Here is a 14,989-nt window from a genome sequence, read left to right as displayed (position 1 = left end):
ACGCTTAGTTGTTATAACTACCACTTGAAATTACTCGTGAGTTGTTTGACAGATCTTGTTCCATCTGGTTTTCACTTTCACGAATATAACTGTCGGTATTATCATCCTGAGAGTCAGGAATTGTGTTATCACTTTGTGGCGTATATGTTGGATCAACTTGATAATAAGGTGCTCCACATGGAGTAGCACGGTGCGGAACCGTATGCGTTAGCATCGGAATATACATAGCACCATCACAAGCTTGAGCAGATAAATCACCCGTTGCACGGTCAATCCACTGCCACTGTACTGTGTCTGGTTGACGTAGATTTACAGGCGTTTGACGTAATTGTTTCATCACATTAATCCATACTGGCAATGCACCCGATGAACCTGTTAATCCAGTCACTTTGTTGTCATCTAAACCTAACCACACTACAGCAACGTGGTTACCTGAGTAGCCCGCAAACCATGAGTCACGTGTATCGTTAGTCGTACCTGATTTACCTGCCAACTTTAAAGCAGGAGACAAGCTATTATAAGCTGCGCTACCAGTACCCGAAGACATGACCTGTTGTAGACCATAATTCATAATATAGCCAACAGATGGATCAATGGTTTGTTGAACATTCAGGCCATAACGGTCAAGCAGGCGGCCATTGGCATCTACGACAGATCGAATTGCACGAGTCGGATATTTAAAGCCACCTGTAGCAAAGTTCTCATAAATTCCAAGAACCTCCATTGGTGACATATTGACTGCCCCAAGGAAAATAGAAGGGTAGGCAGGAATGGTCGATTCAACACCAAACTTTCTTAAGTTGTTTGTAAATGTAGATAAACCAAACTCTTGACCCAAGCGCACAGCAGATAGGTTATATGAATTTGCTAAAGCTTCACTCAGGCTGACTACACCATGTCCGCCACCACTGTAGTTTTTAGGTGTCCAGCTTTTACCGCCATCTACAGGAACACTAATCGGTGCATCTTCAATTTGGGTTGCCCAGTTGTAACGCCCCGATTCAATAGCGCTTAAATAAATGACAGGTTTCAATAAAGAACCGACTTGGCGTTTTGCATCTAAAGCACGGTTAAAACCAGTAAAGTCTTGTGTAGAACCAACAGCAGCAACGAGCTCGCCGTTTTCTGGATGTGCAATGAGTACCGCACCCTGTAAGTTTTTCAAACGGGCTGGGTTGCTGTTTGCTAAACGCTCTACAGAAGCTTTAAACGCATTTTGAACTTGGGTTTGAGTAATTGGGTCTAAAGTCGTAAAAATACGTAAGCCCTGATTAGTTAAGTCACTCTCTTGATATTCTGTGCGTAATTGACGACGCACAATATCTAAAAAGTCAGGGAATTTTGCAGGGCCCAAACTTGGCTTACTTAACACATTTAAAGGACGTGCAATTTCATCTTCATATTCTGCTTGAGTTAAATAGCCCATTACACGCATGTTATTTAACACGGTATCGCGGCGTTTTTTTGCACCTTCAGGATTTTTCCAAGGATTATATAAAGAAGGGCCTTGCACTAAACCAACTAAATAAGCTTGTTGTGCAACGCTAAGCTCACGTAAAGGTAAACCAAAATAAAATTGAGAAGCCAAACCATAGCCATTAATTGAGTAGCTACCATTTTGGCCTAGATTCACTTCATTTAAGTAGGCTTCTAAAATTTCATCTTTGCTGTAATGCAGCTCAATGAGTAAAGCCATTAATGCTTCATTAACTTTACGTTTTAATGTGCGTTCAGGTGTGAGATAGAAGTTTTTAACCAATTGCTGAGTCAGGGTTGAACCACCTTGACGTTTACCACCTGTGATATTACTCACTAATGCACGGGCAGTACCACGAATTGAAATACCGTGATGATGATAGAAATTACGGTCTTCTGTTGAAATTAAAGCTTCAATAAGTGGTTTAGGGACATTATTCAGTTTAATGAGAACACGGTCTTCATTATGTTGAGGGTAGATCCCTCCAATCAGAAGTGGCTCTAGTCGTGCAACACCCGTTGAAGAAGGTTTTGTACTTCGAACTTCAGCAACCTGATCATTTGCAAAACTTAACTCTAGTACTTGTTCGGGTTCGACACTGTCGCCGTAATCAAAACCACGCGTGTGGATATACATATTGCTGCCCTGAGCAACATAGGTTCCAGACTTGTCATAATTACTTGAAGTTTTGTAACCCAAGAGTTTTAGTTCTTGAGTGAAATTTGCTTGGGTAATAGGTGCGTTATTATAAATTTCCAAAGGACGTGCAAACACTTTGGCGGGAATATCCCACCGTTGTCCTTCAAATTTTTCACGGATAATATTATCTAAACGAATCAGATAGATACTAAGAGCAATAAAAGCACCAATGACCAAAATAGAAAAGATTAGTGCAAAGAAACCGATACCACGTTCAAACTTCATAAAAATGAGATAAAACCCTAACAATGCCTGTAATGATGCGATAGCTTGTCATCAATTTGCAATGATAAAACTGTGAATAATTGGAAAACTTAGATTGAATTTTACTGCATCTTGTTGTTATGTTTTTTTAAATTAATCAGGTTAATGTTATTATAGCCAAGTATCGCTGCGGAGCTTACTCATTCGTGCAAATTTCACATAAGTCCTTCAGAAACGTCGGGTTAATCGGTCGACCAGATAAATCATCAGTAGTAGAAACACTATGTTTAATTCATGATCATTTGTTGAACCTAGGCTTAAACCCCATTTTTGATCAGGAAACTGCTGAATTAGTGCCTTATGATCATGCACAAATTGTAAGTCGTCATTTATTGGGTGAAGTTGCTGATTTAGTCATAGTTGTTGGAGGTGACGGTTCTTTACTCCACGCTGCTAGAGTTTTAGTTCGCTACAATACGCCTGTTATTGGTATCAACCGTGGGCGGTTGGGTTTTTTAACTGATATCAAACCTTCAGAAGCCATTTTCAAACTTGACCAAGTACTTCAAGGGCATTTCCAGCTTGACCGTCGTTTCTTACTTGAAATGGAAGTAAGAACAAATGGTGAAGTCATTTATGACGCCATTGCTTTAAACGATGTGGTTTTGCACTCGGGTAAATCAGTACACATGATTGACTTCGAACTTAATATTGATGGTCAATATGTTTACCGCCAACATAGTGATGGTTTAATTGTTTCGACGCCAACCGGATCAACGGCTTATGCATTGTCAGGTGGTGGCCCAATTTTACATCCAAGTATGGATGCTATTGCATTAGTTCCAATGCATCCCCATACATTGTCATCACGTCCCATCGTAGTCGGTGGTCAAAGCGAAATTAAAATCGTTATTCGCGAAAATCGGGTATTACCAATGGTGAGTGCAGATGGGCAACATAGTGTCTCGCTCAATGTTGGAGACAGTTTACACATCCGTAAACACCCATTTAAACTAAGTTTATTGCATCCACCAGGTTATGATTTCTATATGGCCTGCCGTACCAAACTTGGTTGGAACCAAGATTTTGAATCTTTTCAAAGAGATGAATCATGAATATTGAACAAATGCTATCTGTTTTAAACCCTGAAATTGTAGAGCGTTTAAAAACAGCAGTAGAAATTGGTAAATGGCCAAACGGCGTTGTTTTAACCAAAGAGCAGCGTGAAACTTGTATGCAAGCTGTAATCGCTTGGGAGTTGAAGAACTTACCAGAAGATCAGCGTAGCGGTTATATTGACCGTGGTACAAAAGAAGAAGGTGAAGAGTGTGATGATGATCATCACAAGCATGAGCCAGAGTTTAAACCTATTCGTTTTGTTTAAAACTTAATAAGACAGAAAATTATTTTTGGTTATTCCATACAGCCTTATATAGCATGTTTTTCATAAGTTATAGCATATAGGCTTTTATTACTTTTGAAGGATCAAAAGTAACCAAAAATCCTTTGTATCACTGACGATACTTCCTGTATCGCAGTGATACGGTCGACATCCATGTCGACCTTCACGATAGCATTTGTTAACTACGAATTAAGATTGCTTAAATTTCGTGTATTCCATAACACTTTTGCTTTTTGCATCGCTTCTTCAAAACTAGCAACAACGCCCATCGTATATAGCGCGATTCCGATGGTTTCTGTTACGGCTATTTCTCCATATTCATGGTGCTGTTGACAAAGCCATACTGCTTTAAACGTTGCTAAATCTAATTCTTCTTCAATTGGGCTTCGTTCAGGTGTGACCTTTGGCAACTCATGTTCATAGAGCTCACCATTTTTAATACCGCAAATGAGTGTTTTAGCATCTGGGTTTCGTTCAAATTCACCACCTTCGCCTTTAATAACGGCACTATTTTGATAGCCTGAGCGTAATGCGCTATGTTGGTGAGTAGTTCTGTAAGCAGGGTGGAATATTGCTTGTAAGGTAGCCTTAGCGTTAAAAGGATTGATTAAACGGGCCAAAGTATGAATAGGTGAACGCAATCCCATGACATTTCTTAGAGATATCAATTCGCTTAAAACTGGTGAAATCACGTCTAGTGGTAAGTAAGCAAAATTTTGCTCTGCTAATTGTGTACGAACTTCTTGTTCAGAATGACAAATTTGATAACCAAGATATTCTAAGACTTGCTCTGTATAAACACGGTTAAGCGTGTGACCTGACGCACCATGCATAACAATTTTATGGCCATGCTGGGCAAGCGTAAGAGCGGCTAATAAAAACCATGGATAGTGTTTTCGCTTACCTGCATAAGATGACCAATCTAAATCAACATCTAAAGGCTCAAAATGAAGCTGGTCTTTGGTTGCTTGAACGAAACCCGCGAGTTCTTCAATAGATTCTTCTTTAACCCGAAGCAGCATTAAAAATGCGCCTAGCTGCACATCTAACACTTCGCCTTTTAAAATCATGGTAAATGCTTGATAAGCTTCTTCATAGCTTAAAGAGCGAGATCCGGTTTTCCCCTTACCTAAAATACGGACATATTGAGCAAAGGGATGTTCAGCATCTTTATAGATATTACGTTTAGTATTCATCGTAGTTCAAAACAATAAAAATGATGGGATGTAGGCAGCTCAAAATGAAATGTCCACAAGTATTTAATCAATATGACATAAAAAGCTGCTGAAAAAATATCAAAAGTGTTTCTTATACTAAAGTCTTAGGGTTACCTGAGTGTTTTTTATGCGTATTAGCTAAAAAATTAACCGAATCGTTATTTAATTCGAGTAAACTTTCCCGTGCTTTTTTGAGCACTCATATCATAATTTTATGTGATTCTCCTATATCTTCAGCTTTTTATTGAAAAAGTAAGAGGTTATTTCTAGCTACTCAAAGTGGTTAGAAACTTCAGGTATTCTCCTGTTTTAGAAAACATTGATTTTGTTTTCATTGAGGTAGTAGGAAGGTTTTTTGTTCACAAAAAACCATTTCCCTTTTGCGGTGTTAATGTGAAAGGTTAGGGCTGTGTATTCGTAAAGAATAGACGTTTCATTTTGGTATTTCCAACGGACTTGGAAATATAGATTGAAGTAAAGTTATGGCTAAAAAACCGATTTATAAATCACTTTATTTTCAGGTGATTATTGCAATTATTGCGGGTATCTTGGTAGGACATTTTTCCCCAAGCTCAACGCAAATTGTCAATGGTGTCGAACAGCATATTCCGGGGTTAGGTAAAAAACTCAAGCCATTAGGTGATGCCTTTATTCGCTTGATCAAGATGATCATTGCTCCAGTTATTTTCTGTACCGTGGTAAGCGGTATTGCTGGCATGGAAAGCATGAAGTCAGTCGGAAAAACTGGCGGCGTTGCGTTGTTATACTTTGAAATCGTTTCAACAATTGCACTTCTAATTGGCCTTGTTGTAATTAACATTGCTAAACCGGGTGTAGGGATGAATGTTGACCCTACCACTCTCGATACTTCGGGCATTCAAAAATACGTCAGTTCTGGTGAGTCACAATCTACCATTGATTTCTTAATGCACATCATCCCTGATACGGTGGTTGGTGCATTTGCAAATGGTGAAATCTTACAAGTCCTTCTTTTTGCAATCCTCTTTGGTTTTGCTTTACATAAGTTAGGTGATGCAGGACGTCCAGTTTTAAAATTTATTGATCAAGTTGCACATGTGTTCTTTAACATTGTGAATATGGTCATGAAATTGGCTCCGATTGGTGCATTCGGTGCAATGGCATTCACTATCGGTAAATATGGCGTTGGTTCACTCGTACAATTAGGGCAGCTCATTATCTGCTTCTATATTACGTGCTTACTCTTTATCTTCTTAATTTTGGGTACAATCAGCCGTATTAGTGGATTCAGTATTCTTAAGATGATTCGCCTGATTCGTGAAGAGTTATTAATTGTACTTGGTACATCTTCTTCTGAATCTGTTTTGCCTCGCATGTTACGTAAACTTGAAATTGCAGGTTGTGAAAAATCTGTGGTTGGTTTGGTTATCCCAACAGGTTATTCATTTAACCTTGATGGTACGTCAATTTATTTGACTATGGCTGCAATCTTTATTGCTCAGGCAACAAATACACAGCTTGATATTCAACATCAGATTACTTTGCTATTAGTACTCTTAATCTCATCTAAGGGTGCGGCGGGTGTAACAGGCTCTGGCTTTATTGTTATGGCTGCAACTTTGTCTGCTGTTGGACATATTCCAGTAGCAGGTTTGGCATTGATTTTAGGTATTGACCGTTTCATGTCAGAAGCACGTGCTTTAACTAACCTCGTTGGTAACTCATTAGCAACGATTGTTGTTGCAAAATGGGTCGGTGCTTTAGATAAAGATAAGCTAAATGATGCTTTAAACAATCCAGATGAAGTCGACAGAAAAATGATGGAGCAAAAAACTCCTCAAGTCGCTGAAGGTTTAGATTAATTCAAATAAACCTATATAAAAAAGGAAGCTTTGGCTTCCTTTTTTATTGGCTGACTGAAAAGTACAGTTTTAATGAGCAGCTATGTCATGACAGTAGCTTAAAAAATGATTAGCATGCACAACAATCAGATTAGATAAAACAATAAAGCCGAAGGAAAATATTATGTTGGCATACGATGCAGATTTAGAATTATTCCGTGATAATTTTAAACGTTTTATGAATGAGCATATTGCACCGCAATACGATCAATGGGAACGCGAAGGAATCATGCCACGTGCTGTCTGGAATCAACTGGGCGAAAATGGCTTTTTGTGTGTGGATGTTCCAGAAGAATACGGTGGTTACGGCGTACCAACCTATTATTCATTAATGTTGGTTGAAGAATCGGCACGTGCTGGATTCTGTGCATTATCAACAGCGATTTCTTGCCACTCTGAAATTGCTGCACCATATATTTTACACATCGGGACAGAAGAGCAAAAACAATATTGGTTGCCGAAAATGGTGACAGGTGAAGTGGTTGGTGCAATTGGTATGACTGAACCTGGAGCAGGCTCGGATTTACAATCAATGCGTACCAGTGCCATTTTGCAAGATGACCATTATTTATTAAATGGCTCAAAAACATTTATTTCAAATGGACAACATGCTGACCTTGTGGTGCTTGCAGTAAAAACTGATCCTCAAGCGCGTGCGAAAGGGGTGTCGTTATTATTGGCAGATACTCATCTGGAAGGCTTTAAGAAAGGTACCAACCTCGACAAAATCGGTCTACATTCTCAAGACACATCTGAGCTATTTTTTGACAATGTTAAAGTTCCTAAAAACCAGTTACTCGGTCAAGCTGGACAAGGCTTTGCTTATTTAATGCAAGAGTTACCACGTGAACGTACCGCTATTGCATCTACCGCAATTGGCGCTATTCGTGGTGCAATTGATTTGGCAACTGCTTATGTAAAAGAGCGTCATGCATTTGGTCAACCTATTTCACAGTTCCAAAATACGCGTTTTGTTTTAGCACAAGCAAAAATTGATGAGCTTGCTACAGCTGCTTTTTACGAGAGAAACGTTGCTCTATATCAAGAAGGTAAACTTGATGTTGAAACAGCAGCAGCGCTTAAAAGTTTCAGCACTGACATGCAAATGAAAGTCGCAGATAACTTGCTGCAACTCTTTGGTGGGTATGGCTATATGACTGAATATCCAATTTCACGTTTCTTTGTAGATGCTCGTATTCAACGTATTTACGGTGGTACAAATGAAATTATGAAAGAAATCGTGGCGCGTGGATTAATCGGTAAAGCTTAATAATAGCTTCAAAAAAGCCTACCTTTGAGTAGGCTTTTTTATTATTTAGCTGTTTTCTGCAATGGCTCATCAAATAAAGATTTACAGCTTTCTAAATTTTGACAAGAAGCAAACACAAGGGCTTTAGGTAAGCTCGCATACAAATTTGTAATGTGTTGTTCAGCAGGGTTATAAAAATGCCAATAACTAAATTGGTTTGAACGTTCATTTTCTAAGGCTTTAAAGAAATCTGCTTCATTAAATTTATTGTTAAGTTGAGTGCGAGGACCACCTTGCTCATGTGTACCGACTGTGGTCATGAGTAAAGGGGAATGATTTGGTTTCTGACTTTGCCAATGATTTAACTGCTGAAATAACATGCCTTGGTCAAACCAGAGGGAAGGGCTTGCAGCAAAGTAACGCTGAAATGCATCTGGCTTTTGAAAAAAATGATAAAGCACAAATAAACCTCCAAAAGAATGTCCATAAAGACTTTGCTGTTGGCTATTAATCGGAAATTGTTTTGCAATTGTAGGCTTGAGTTCGCTATTTAAAAAAGCAATAAACTGATCGGCACCCCCATATTTATATTTACCTTGTGCTTGAAATTCAGCAGAAGGTTTTGGAGTATAATCATAAGCACGCTTTTGCACATCAAAGGTTTTTTGCTGAGGGTAGCCAACCGCTACGATCATGAGTGGATCTAGTCCTAATTTGGTAGAACCAGCGCCAATCGACTGAGCAATATTGGCAGCACTTGGAAATGTAGCATTTCCATCTAATATATAAAGTACTGGATACCCATGTTGGGGCGGGGCGACAGGCGGTTTATAAATTTGAATAAGATAATCATGGCCTGTATTTTTAGATTTAATTTGAAATTGAGCCTGATTATTTTGAAAAACGATTTTTGGTTGATTTTGTATAGGCGTTTGGGCGAAGGTAGAACAGCTTATTAACGTACTCAATAAAAAACTAGTAGATAAAAGGAAAAATGATCTTTGCATAATGGGCGATAATAAAATTTATTATACAAATGATAAATGAAAATCATTATCAAATAAAGTAATCAAGAAATGGAAGCAAAAAGGTTAATGAAAAAAGCTCTTACAGCTATATTGCCTAACAAATCAAAGCAGACTATTGTTATACTCTCGTTTAAAAGATGATTTTACTGAGGCTGCATTCTAATGATCAACGATGATCAAAACAAAACGACTTCTCTTAGTTTAGAACAAATTCGTGAAGATATTGATAGTGTAGATCAACAGATTCAAGAATTATTAAATCGCCGCGCAAGCCTTGCCGAAGCTGTTGCTAAAGCTAAATTTGCTTCTGAAGAGAATCCTTTGTTTTATCGTCCTGAACGTGAAGCACAAGTTTTACGCAAAGTCATGGAGCGCAACCAAGGTCCTTTGTCTGATGTCACCATGGCGCGTTTGTTCCGTGAAATTATGTCTGCTTGCCTTGCTTTAGAAGCTCCGCAAAGTATTGCATTCTTAGGACCGGAAGGGACTTTTACTCAATCTGCCGTGCTTAAGCATTTTGGTAAAGATGCAGTTGTTCGTCCACTACCAACAATTGATGAAGTGTTCCGTGAAGTGGAAGCGGGTAGCGCACATTATGGTGTAGTTCCGGTTGAAAACTCATCTGAAGGTATTGTGAACCATACTTTAGATTGTTTTAAAACATCGAATTTAAATGTGATTGGTGAAGTTGAATTACGTATTCATCATCAATTTCTAGTCTCTGAAAATACACGTAAAGACAGTATTAAACAGATTTACGCACACCAACAAACTTTGGCTCAATGTCGTCAATGGTTAGACGCGCATTATCCGGGTGTTGAACGTGTTGCTTTAAACTCAAATGCAGAAGCTGCACGCCGTATTCGTAACGAATGGCACTCAGCAGCAATTGCATCTGATATTGCAGCAGGTATGTATAACCTTGAAATTTTACATAGCAATATTGAAGATAATCCGGAAAATACTACTCGTTTCTTAGTCATTGGCCGTGAAAAAATTCCACAAAGTGGCAATGACAAAACATCGTTATTAATTTCAGCACATGACCGTGCTGGTGCTTTATTAGAAATTTTAGCGCCGTTTGCAAAACATAATATTAGCTTAACAAGTATTGAGACCCGTCCAGCATTACCTGAAAAATGGGCATATGTATTCTTTATCGATTTAGAAGGTCATATCGATCAAGAGAATGTTGCTGCGGCAATCAATGATATTCGCCCAATGGTAAAAGAGCTTCGTATTTTAGGCTCTTATCCTGCTGCCGTTCTTTAATCACTCATGTTGGAATAATGACATGCATCAAGATGGGCATGTCATTATGCTTAAAAACAAATTGCTCAAAGATTTAAATCACTTTGAGCAAAAGCAAAGTTGAAGTTATGTCACAACCCCTATTTAAAAAAGTTGCATTTATTGGTTTAGGACTCATCGGGTCGAGTTTGGCGCGAGTTATTGTTGCAGAAAAGTTGGCGACAACTATTGTGGCTTCTACACGCTCACAAAAAACTTTAGAAGATGCAAAGTCACTTGGCTTAATACAACAAGGATTTTCTGATCCTGTAGAGGCTGTGAAAGGGGCAGATTTAGTTGTTTTGGCCTTGCCAGTACGTGCAACACAAAAAGTGCTTGAGCTAATTAAACCTTATTTGACAGAAACCACGATTGTAACTGATGTGGGAAGTACAAAAGGTAATGTCGTCGATGCAGCAAAAGCTGTATTTGGTGAAGATTTACCAGCAGGTTTTGTACCAGGACATCCTATTGCTGGTAGTGAGCATACGGGCGTTCATGCAGGTAAGGTCGATTTATTTGCAAATCACAAAGTTATTTTAACGCCGTTACCAACAAGTGCAGAATGGGCTGTTGATAAACTAATTCAACTTTGGTCTGCTGCTAAAGCTGAAGTCATTTGTATGGACGTTGCCAAGCATGATGAAGTTTTAGCACATACAAGTCATTTACCGCACTTGATGGCATTTAATTTGGTTGAGCAACTTGCGAATCGTGAAGATAATCTTGATATTTTCCGCTATGCAGCAGGTGGCTTTCGCGACTTTTCAAGGATTGCAGCTAGTGATCCACAAATGTGGCATGACATTTTCTTTGCCAATAAAACAGCCATATTAAATGCTGTAGATGGCTTCGAAAAGCAACTTACCGTACTTAGAAAATTGATTGAAAACGAAGACTCTCATGCATTAATGGGTTTACTCGGCCATGCTCAGGCAGCACGTCAGCATTTCAATCATATGTTAGCCAAAAAACCTTTAATGGAGAAAAATAAGGTGACACAGCAATTCAGTATCTTACCGGGAAATAAGGCATTTAAAGGTAAATTTACCGTACCGGGTGACAAATCTGTGTCACATCGCTCCATTATGTTTGGTGCTATTGCCGAAGGCACGACTCATGTCACTGGCTTCCTTGAAGGTGAAGATGCTTTGGCAACTTTGCAAGCTTTCCGTGATATGGGTGTAAGCATTGAAGGCCCTAAGAATGGTGAAGTGACCATTCATGGCGTGGGCATGCATGGTTTAAAAGCACCAGCGAGTGCCTTGTATATGGGTAACTCTGGAACGAGCATGCGTTTGCTTTCAGGCATGTTATCAGCACAAAAATTTGATTCAGTGATGACAGGTGATGCATCACTTTCTAAACGTCCAATGGAACGTATTGCTAAGCCATTGCGTTTAATGGGTGCGCAAATCCAGACAACAGGTGAGAAAGGTACACCACCTGTAAGTATTACTGGTGCTCAGCAATTAAAAGGCATTCAATACGACTTGCCAATGGCATCTGCTCAGGTGAAGTCAGGTATTTTACTTGCGGGCCTATGGGCTGAAGGTGAAACTTCAGTCACTGAGCCAGAACCAACTCGTGACCACACAGAGCGTATGCTTCGTGCATTTGGTTATGATGTTAAAACCGAAGGCAACAAGATTTCACTCGTTGGTGGTGGAAAATTAGTAGGTACTGATATTCAGGTTCCATCTGATATTTCATCTGCTGCTTTCTTTATGGTGGGTGCTGCAATTACTGAGGGTTCTGATGTTATTCTGGAAGCTGTAGGTATTAACCCAACACGTACTGGCGTAATTGAAATTTTAAAACAGATGGGTGCTGACTTGACTGTTGAAAATGAACGTATTGCCGGTGGCGAGCCTATTGCTGATATTCATATTAAAGGTTCACGCACACTTAAAGGCATTCATATGCCGGAAGACCAAGTACCTTTGGCAATTGATGAATTCCCAGCTTTATTTATTGCAGCAGCTTGTGCCGAAGGTCAAACTGTATTAACTGGTGCAGCAGAGCTTCGAGTGAAAGAGTCTGACCGCATTCAGGTCATGGCTGATGGCTTAAAAATCATGGGTATTGACTGCACCCCAACTGATGATGGCATCATTATCGAAGGTAAAGGCAAATCTGGCGATTGGTCACCAATCTTTACTGGCGGCGAAATTGAATCACATCATGACCACCGTATTGCGATGAGTTTTAGTATGGCAGGGCTTCGTAATTCTGGTCCGATTACAATTCAGGGGACTGAAACTGTGGCGACAAGCTTCCCGACTTTCACTGAGTTGGCGAATCGTGCAGGCTTAACAATCGAAGTTAGCCAATAACTTTTGACCTGACACATTTTATAATTGCTAACACAATAGCAACGGCAGCAGCGGGCTAAAGGCTTGGCTGCTGTTTGTTTATTGCTTATGCTAAGCGCAGATAATGATAATAGTGTTAGGACAAAGGATGAAAAAATTACAATTTATTGCCAGTTGCCCACAACATGGAGTGCTTGATCATCCACCAAATGAATGCCATATCACTCAAGAATATGTAGCGGCTTTACTGTTTAAACAATTGGGGCATTATGGTTTTGATGCGCAGCACATTGTGCATGAACATGAAAAAGTAGAAGTGAGTATTGATAATCATCTTTTGCCATTATCGATTACTTGCCAGAAAACAGACCATGAAGGGCATTTGATGTGTGAAATCTCTGCCAATCCTGATGAAGAACAAGACTGGTTTGAGAAAATCGAAACACAAAGCATTATTCGTCAGCTTGCACAGGCCGTTGAAAATAGTTTGAAAGCTGATCATAGCTTTTCCCAATTTGTTTGGAAGTCTTGATCAATTAAATATATTTTATGAAGTAAGGGTGAACATATTTGTTCACCCTTTTTATTTATTAATATTGATAAGAACTATTTATTTTTGTAGTGACATTATTTAATAAAAATTAACAAACGAAAAAATAATATTGTTTGAATTTTGAACTAATTTTCTATTAATTTAAAAATGCTTTTTAACAAAGAACTACTCAATTTCCTCTTCTTATTTATATTATTTTACAGAGAATTAACATGAACATAATTTCCAGTAATTATTCAAAAGGCTTTGGTATATTGATTATCTCCTTATTATCAGCGTGTAATAGTGATGATAAAGATACCACCATAAACTCAACAAACCAGAAGTTGCTAGAAGGAACAATTACTTCTTTAGAGAATCTTAAGCAAAATCTAGTATGGCAAGAAAATCAGTGTGATAGTGTCTATTCTAAAGTTATCAGTGAGGCAGCTATTGCTCAAAAATCAGCGGCAGAACTAAGAGCCAATATCGCTAGTTCAAATAATTTAGGAGTTTTTCTTGATAATCAAATTATTCCGAAACTAGCTCAGCTTACCGATGAGTCAACTGTATTAAGAGCGAGGTGTAATGCTCCAGACTATGATGGAACAGGCGTAAGTATTGAACGACCTGCCATGCTAAGGGAAATGTTAAGTGAATGGCAAGGAACAATTAATTTATTGATTCGTCAAATCAATAACCCGCCAAATATGAATCCTGAAATTAAATTAGCGTCATTAACCAACACCAATATTAATCAATCAACTCTAGCAAAGTCTAAATTCAAAGATTGTTCAGATAGTTTTTGTCCAGAAATGACGGTTATTCCAGCTGGTAGCTTTTTAATGGGTGGAAATATAAATGAGCAAGAGCAACAAAATGTACCAGCTCAATCTCGACCATACGAATTGCCTCAGCACTTAGTACAAGTCGAAAAACCATTTGCAATGTCAACTTATGAAACAACAATTGCAGAGTTTCAGGCTTTCCAAAAAGAAACGGGATGGGAGGTACAAGGGTGCCGTAATTGGGAAGAGCGAGATGGCCTATTTAATATGTGGTACAGAGATGATTTAACACCTAGCAATCCTGGTTTCTTTCAAACATCTCAGGATCCTGCAGTTTGTGTTCGTCGTGAAGATGGAAGAGAATTTGCGAAATGGTTATCTAAAAAAACAGGTCAGACCTACCGCTTACCAACAGAAGTTGAGTGGGAGTATGCTGCTCGTGCCGGAACGACAACAGCCTTTTACTGGGGAGATGATTTGAATCATGAAGAGGCATGCAAATATGCAAATGTTTTAGACCCTACGACAGTCCAAGCACTACCACAAACAAGTACTTGGGCCTTATTTAATTGTACAGATGGTTATGGAATAACATCGCCTGTCGGAAAGTTCTTGCCTAATAATTTTGGTTTATATGATATGAGTGCCAACGCACGAGAATGGGTGGATGATTGCTGGCATCCAAATTATCAAAATGCCCCTGTTACCAATCGTCGCTGGGGTGAAGAAAATAATGGACAGTGTAATTTCCCAGTTTTACGTGGAGGGGCATGGATATATAACACTTATAATGTGCGAACTGCTTATCGTAATGCTTATGTAACTTCACAAGCTCGTTCAATTATGTGGGGATTCCGTTTGGTTCGCGAAATTTAGCTTTGATTTTTATACCTAATATATTCTACATT

Annotated in this window: 11 protein-coding genes; 8 read left to right on the top strand and 3 right to left on the bottom strand. The window is 38.9% G+C overall.

What is annotated here, in order from left to right:
* Positions 1–4: 4 nt before the first annotated feature.
* Positions 5–2,401: a penicillin-binding protein 1B gene (gene mrcB, locus J655_RS09035; RefSeq protein ID WP_032052280.1), complete on the bottom strand. Its 2,397-nt coding sequence runs from the start codon at positions 2,399–2,401 to the stop codon at positions 5–7.
* A 185-nt stretch (positions 2,402–2,586) separates the two neighbouring features.
* On the opposite strand from mrcB, the gene J655_RS09030 reads away from it, so the two are divergent.
* Positions 2,587–3,495: an NAD(+) kinase gene (locus J655_RS09030; protein WP_032005317.1), complete on the top strand. Its 909-nt coding sequence runs from the start codon at positions 2,587–2,589 to the stop codon at positions 3,493–3,495.
* Positions 3,492–3,764 (top strand): YeaC family protein, encoded by a 273-nt coding sequence (locus J655_RS09025; RefSeq protein WP_002118245.1) that lies wholly within the window; start codon positions 3,492–3,494, stop codon positions 3,762–3,764. The genes J655_RS09030 and J655_RS09025 overlap by 4 nt, the downstream gene beginning before the upstream one ends.
* Positions 3,765–3,964: 200 nt before the next feature.
* Here the strand turns inward: J655_RS09025 and J655_RS09020 are convergent, their stop codons facing one another.
* Complete coding sequence (locus J655_RS09020) at positions 3,965–4,978, bottom strand: glycosyl transferase family protein (protein ID WP_032052279.1); 1,014 nt, start codon at positions 4,976–4,978, stop codon at positions 3,965–3,967.
* 503 nt (positions 4,979–5,481) lie between these two features.
* Here J655_RS09020 and J655_RS09015 point away from each other — a divergent pair.
* A complete protein-coding gene (locus tag J655_RS09015) occupies positions 5,482–6,840 on the top strand; it encodes a dicarboxylate/amino acid:cation symporter (protein WP_032052278.1) in 1,359 nt (452 codons plus the stop codon).
* A gap of 163 nt (positions 6,841–7,003) precedes the next feature.
* Positions 7,004–8,149 carry an acyl-CoA dehydrogenase family protein gene (locus J655_RS09010; RefSeq protein ID WP_005073480.1) on the top strand — a complete coding sequence of 382 codons (1,146 nt, stop codon included), beginning with the start codon at positions 7,004–7,006 and terminating at the stop codon, positions 8,147–8,149.
* 41 nt (positions 8,150–8,190) lie between these two features.
* Here J655_RS09010 and J655_RS09005 read toward each other — a convergent pair whose 3' ends face one another.
* On the bottom strand, positions 8,191–9,135 hold the full coding sequence (locus J655_RS09005; protein ID WP_032042559.1) for an alpha/beta hydrolase: 945 nt from the start codon (positions 9,133–9,135) through the stop codon (positions 8,191–8,193).
* A 183-nt stretch (positions 9,136–9,318) separates the two neighbouring features.
* Between J655_RS09005 and pheA the strand changes: the two genes are divergently transcribed.
* From pheA to J655_RS08985, 4 genes are all read left to right on the top strand, one after another.
* Entirely contained in the window at positions 9,319–10,428 is a 1,110-nt protein-coding gene (gene pheA, locus J655_RS09000) for a prephenate dehydratase (protein ID WP_002049199.1), read from the top strand.
* A 107-nt stretch (positions 10,429–10,535) separates the two neighbouring features.
* Positions 10,536–12,782 carry a bifunctional prephenate dehydrogenase/3-phosphoshikimate 1-carboxyvinyltransferase gene (locus J655_RS08995; RefSeq protein ID WP_032005323.1) on the top strand — a complete coding sequence of 749 codons (2,247 nt, stop codon included), beginning with the start codon at positions 10,536–10,538 and terminating at the stop codon, positions 12,780–12,782.
* A gap of 127 nt (positions 12,783–12,909) precedes the next feature.
* Positions 12,910–13,293: a hypothetical protein gene (locus J655_RS08990; RefSeq protein WP_002118252.1), complete on the top strand. Its 384-nt coding sequence runs from the start codon at positions 12,910–12,912 to the stop codon at positions 13,291–13,293.
* Positions 13,294–13,526: 233 nt separating this feature from the next.
* A complete protein-coding gene (locus J655_RS08985; protein WP_017480774.1) occupies positions 13,527–14,957 on the top strand; it encodes a formylglycine-generating enzyme family protein in 1,431 nt (476 codons plus the stop codon).
* The last annotated feature ends 32 nt before the right edge of the window (positions 14,958–14,989 follow it).

Origin of the sequence: Acinetobacter sp. 1294243 (assembly GCF_000588015.1) — a bacterium.
GTDB lineage: Bacteria > Pseudomonadota > Gammaproteobacteria > Pseudomonadales > Moraxellaceae > Acinetobacter > Acinetobacter pittii.
Note: the sequence above shows the minus strand (reverse complement) of the source record. Positions and strands in the feature narration are given on the sequence as shown.

Bases quoted from the DNA above. Each gene is read 5' to 3' on its own strand.
- J655_RS09005 (WP_032042559.1), bottom strand. From the start codon at position 9,135: ATGCAAAGATCATTTTTCCTTTTATCTACTAGTTTTTTATTGAGTACG.
- J655_RS09025 (WP_002118245.1), top strand. From the start codon at position 3,492: ATGAATATTGAACAAATGCTATCTGTTTTAAACCCTGAAATTGTAGAG.
- J655_RS09015 (WP_032052278.1), top strand. From the start codon at position 5,482: ATGGCTAAAAAACCGATTTATAAATCACTTTATTTTCAGGTGATTATT.
- mrcB (WP_032052280.1), bottom strand. From the start codon at position 2,401: ATGAAGTTTGAACGTGGTATCGGTTTCTTTGCACTAATCTTTTCTATT.
- J655_RS08985 (WP_017480774.1), top strand. From the start codon at position 13,527: ATGAACATAATTTCCAGTAATTATTCAAAAGGCTTTGGTATATTGATT.
- J655_RS09020 (WP_032052279.1), bottom strand. From the start codon at position 4,978: ATGAATACTAAACGTAATATCTATAAAGATGCTGAACATCCCTTTGCT.
- J655_RS09010 (WP_005073480.1), top strand. From the start codon at position 7,004: ATGTTGGCATACGATGCAGATTTAGAATTATTCCGTGATAATTTTAAA.
- pheA (WP_002049199.1), top strand. From the start codon at position 9,319: ATGATCAACGATGATCAAAACAAAACGACTTCTCTTAGTTTAGAACAA.
- J655_RS08995 (WP_032005323.1), top strand. From the start codon at position 10,536: ATGTCACAACCCCTATTTAAAAAAGTTGCATTTATTGGTTTAGGACTC.
- J655_RS08990 (WP_002118252.1), top strand. From the start codon at position 12,910: ATGAAAAAATTACAATTTATTGCCAGTTGCCCACAACATGGAGTGCTT.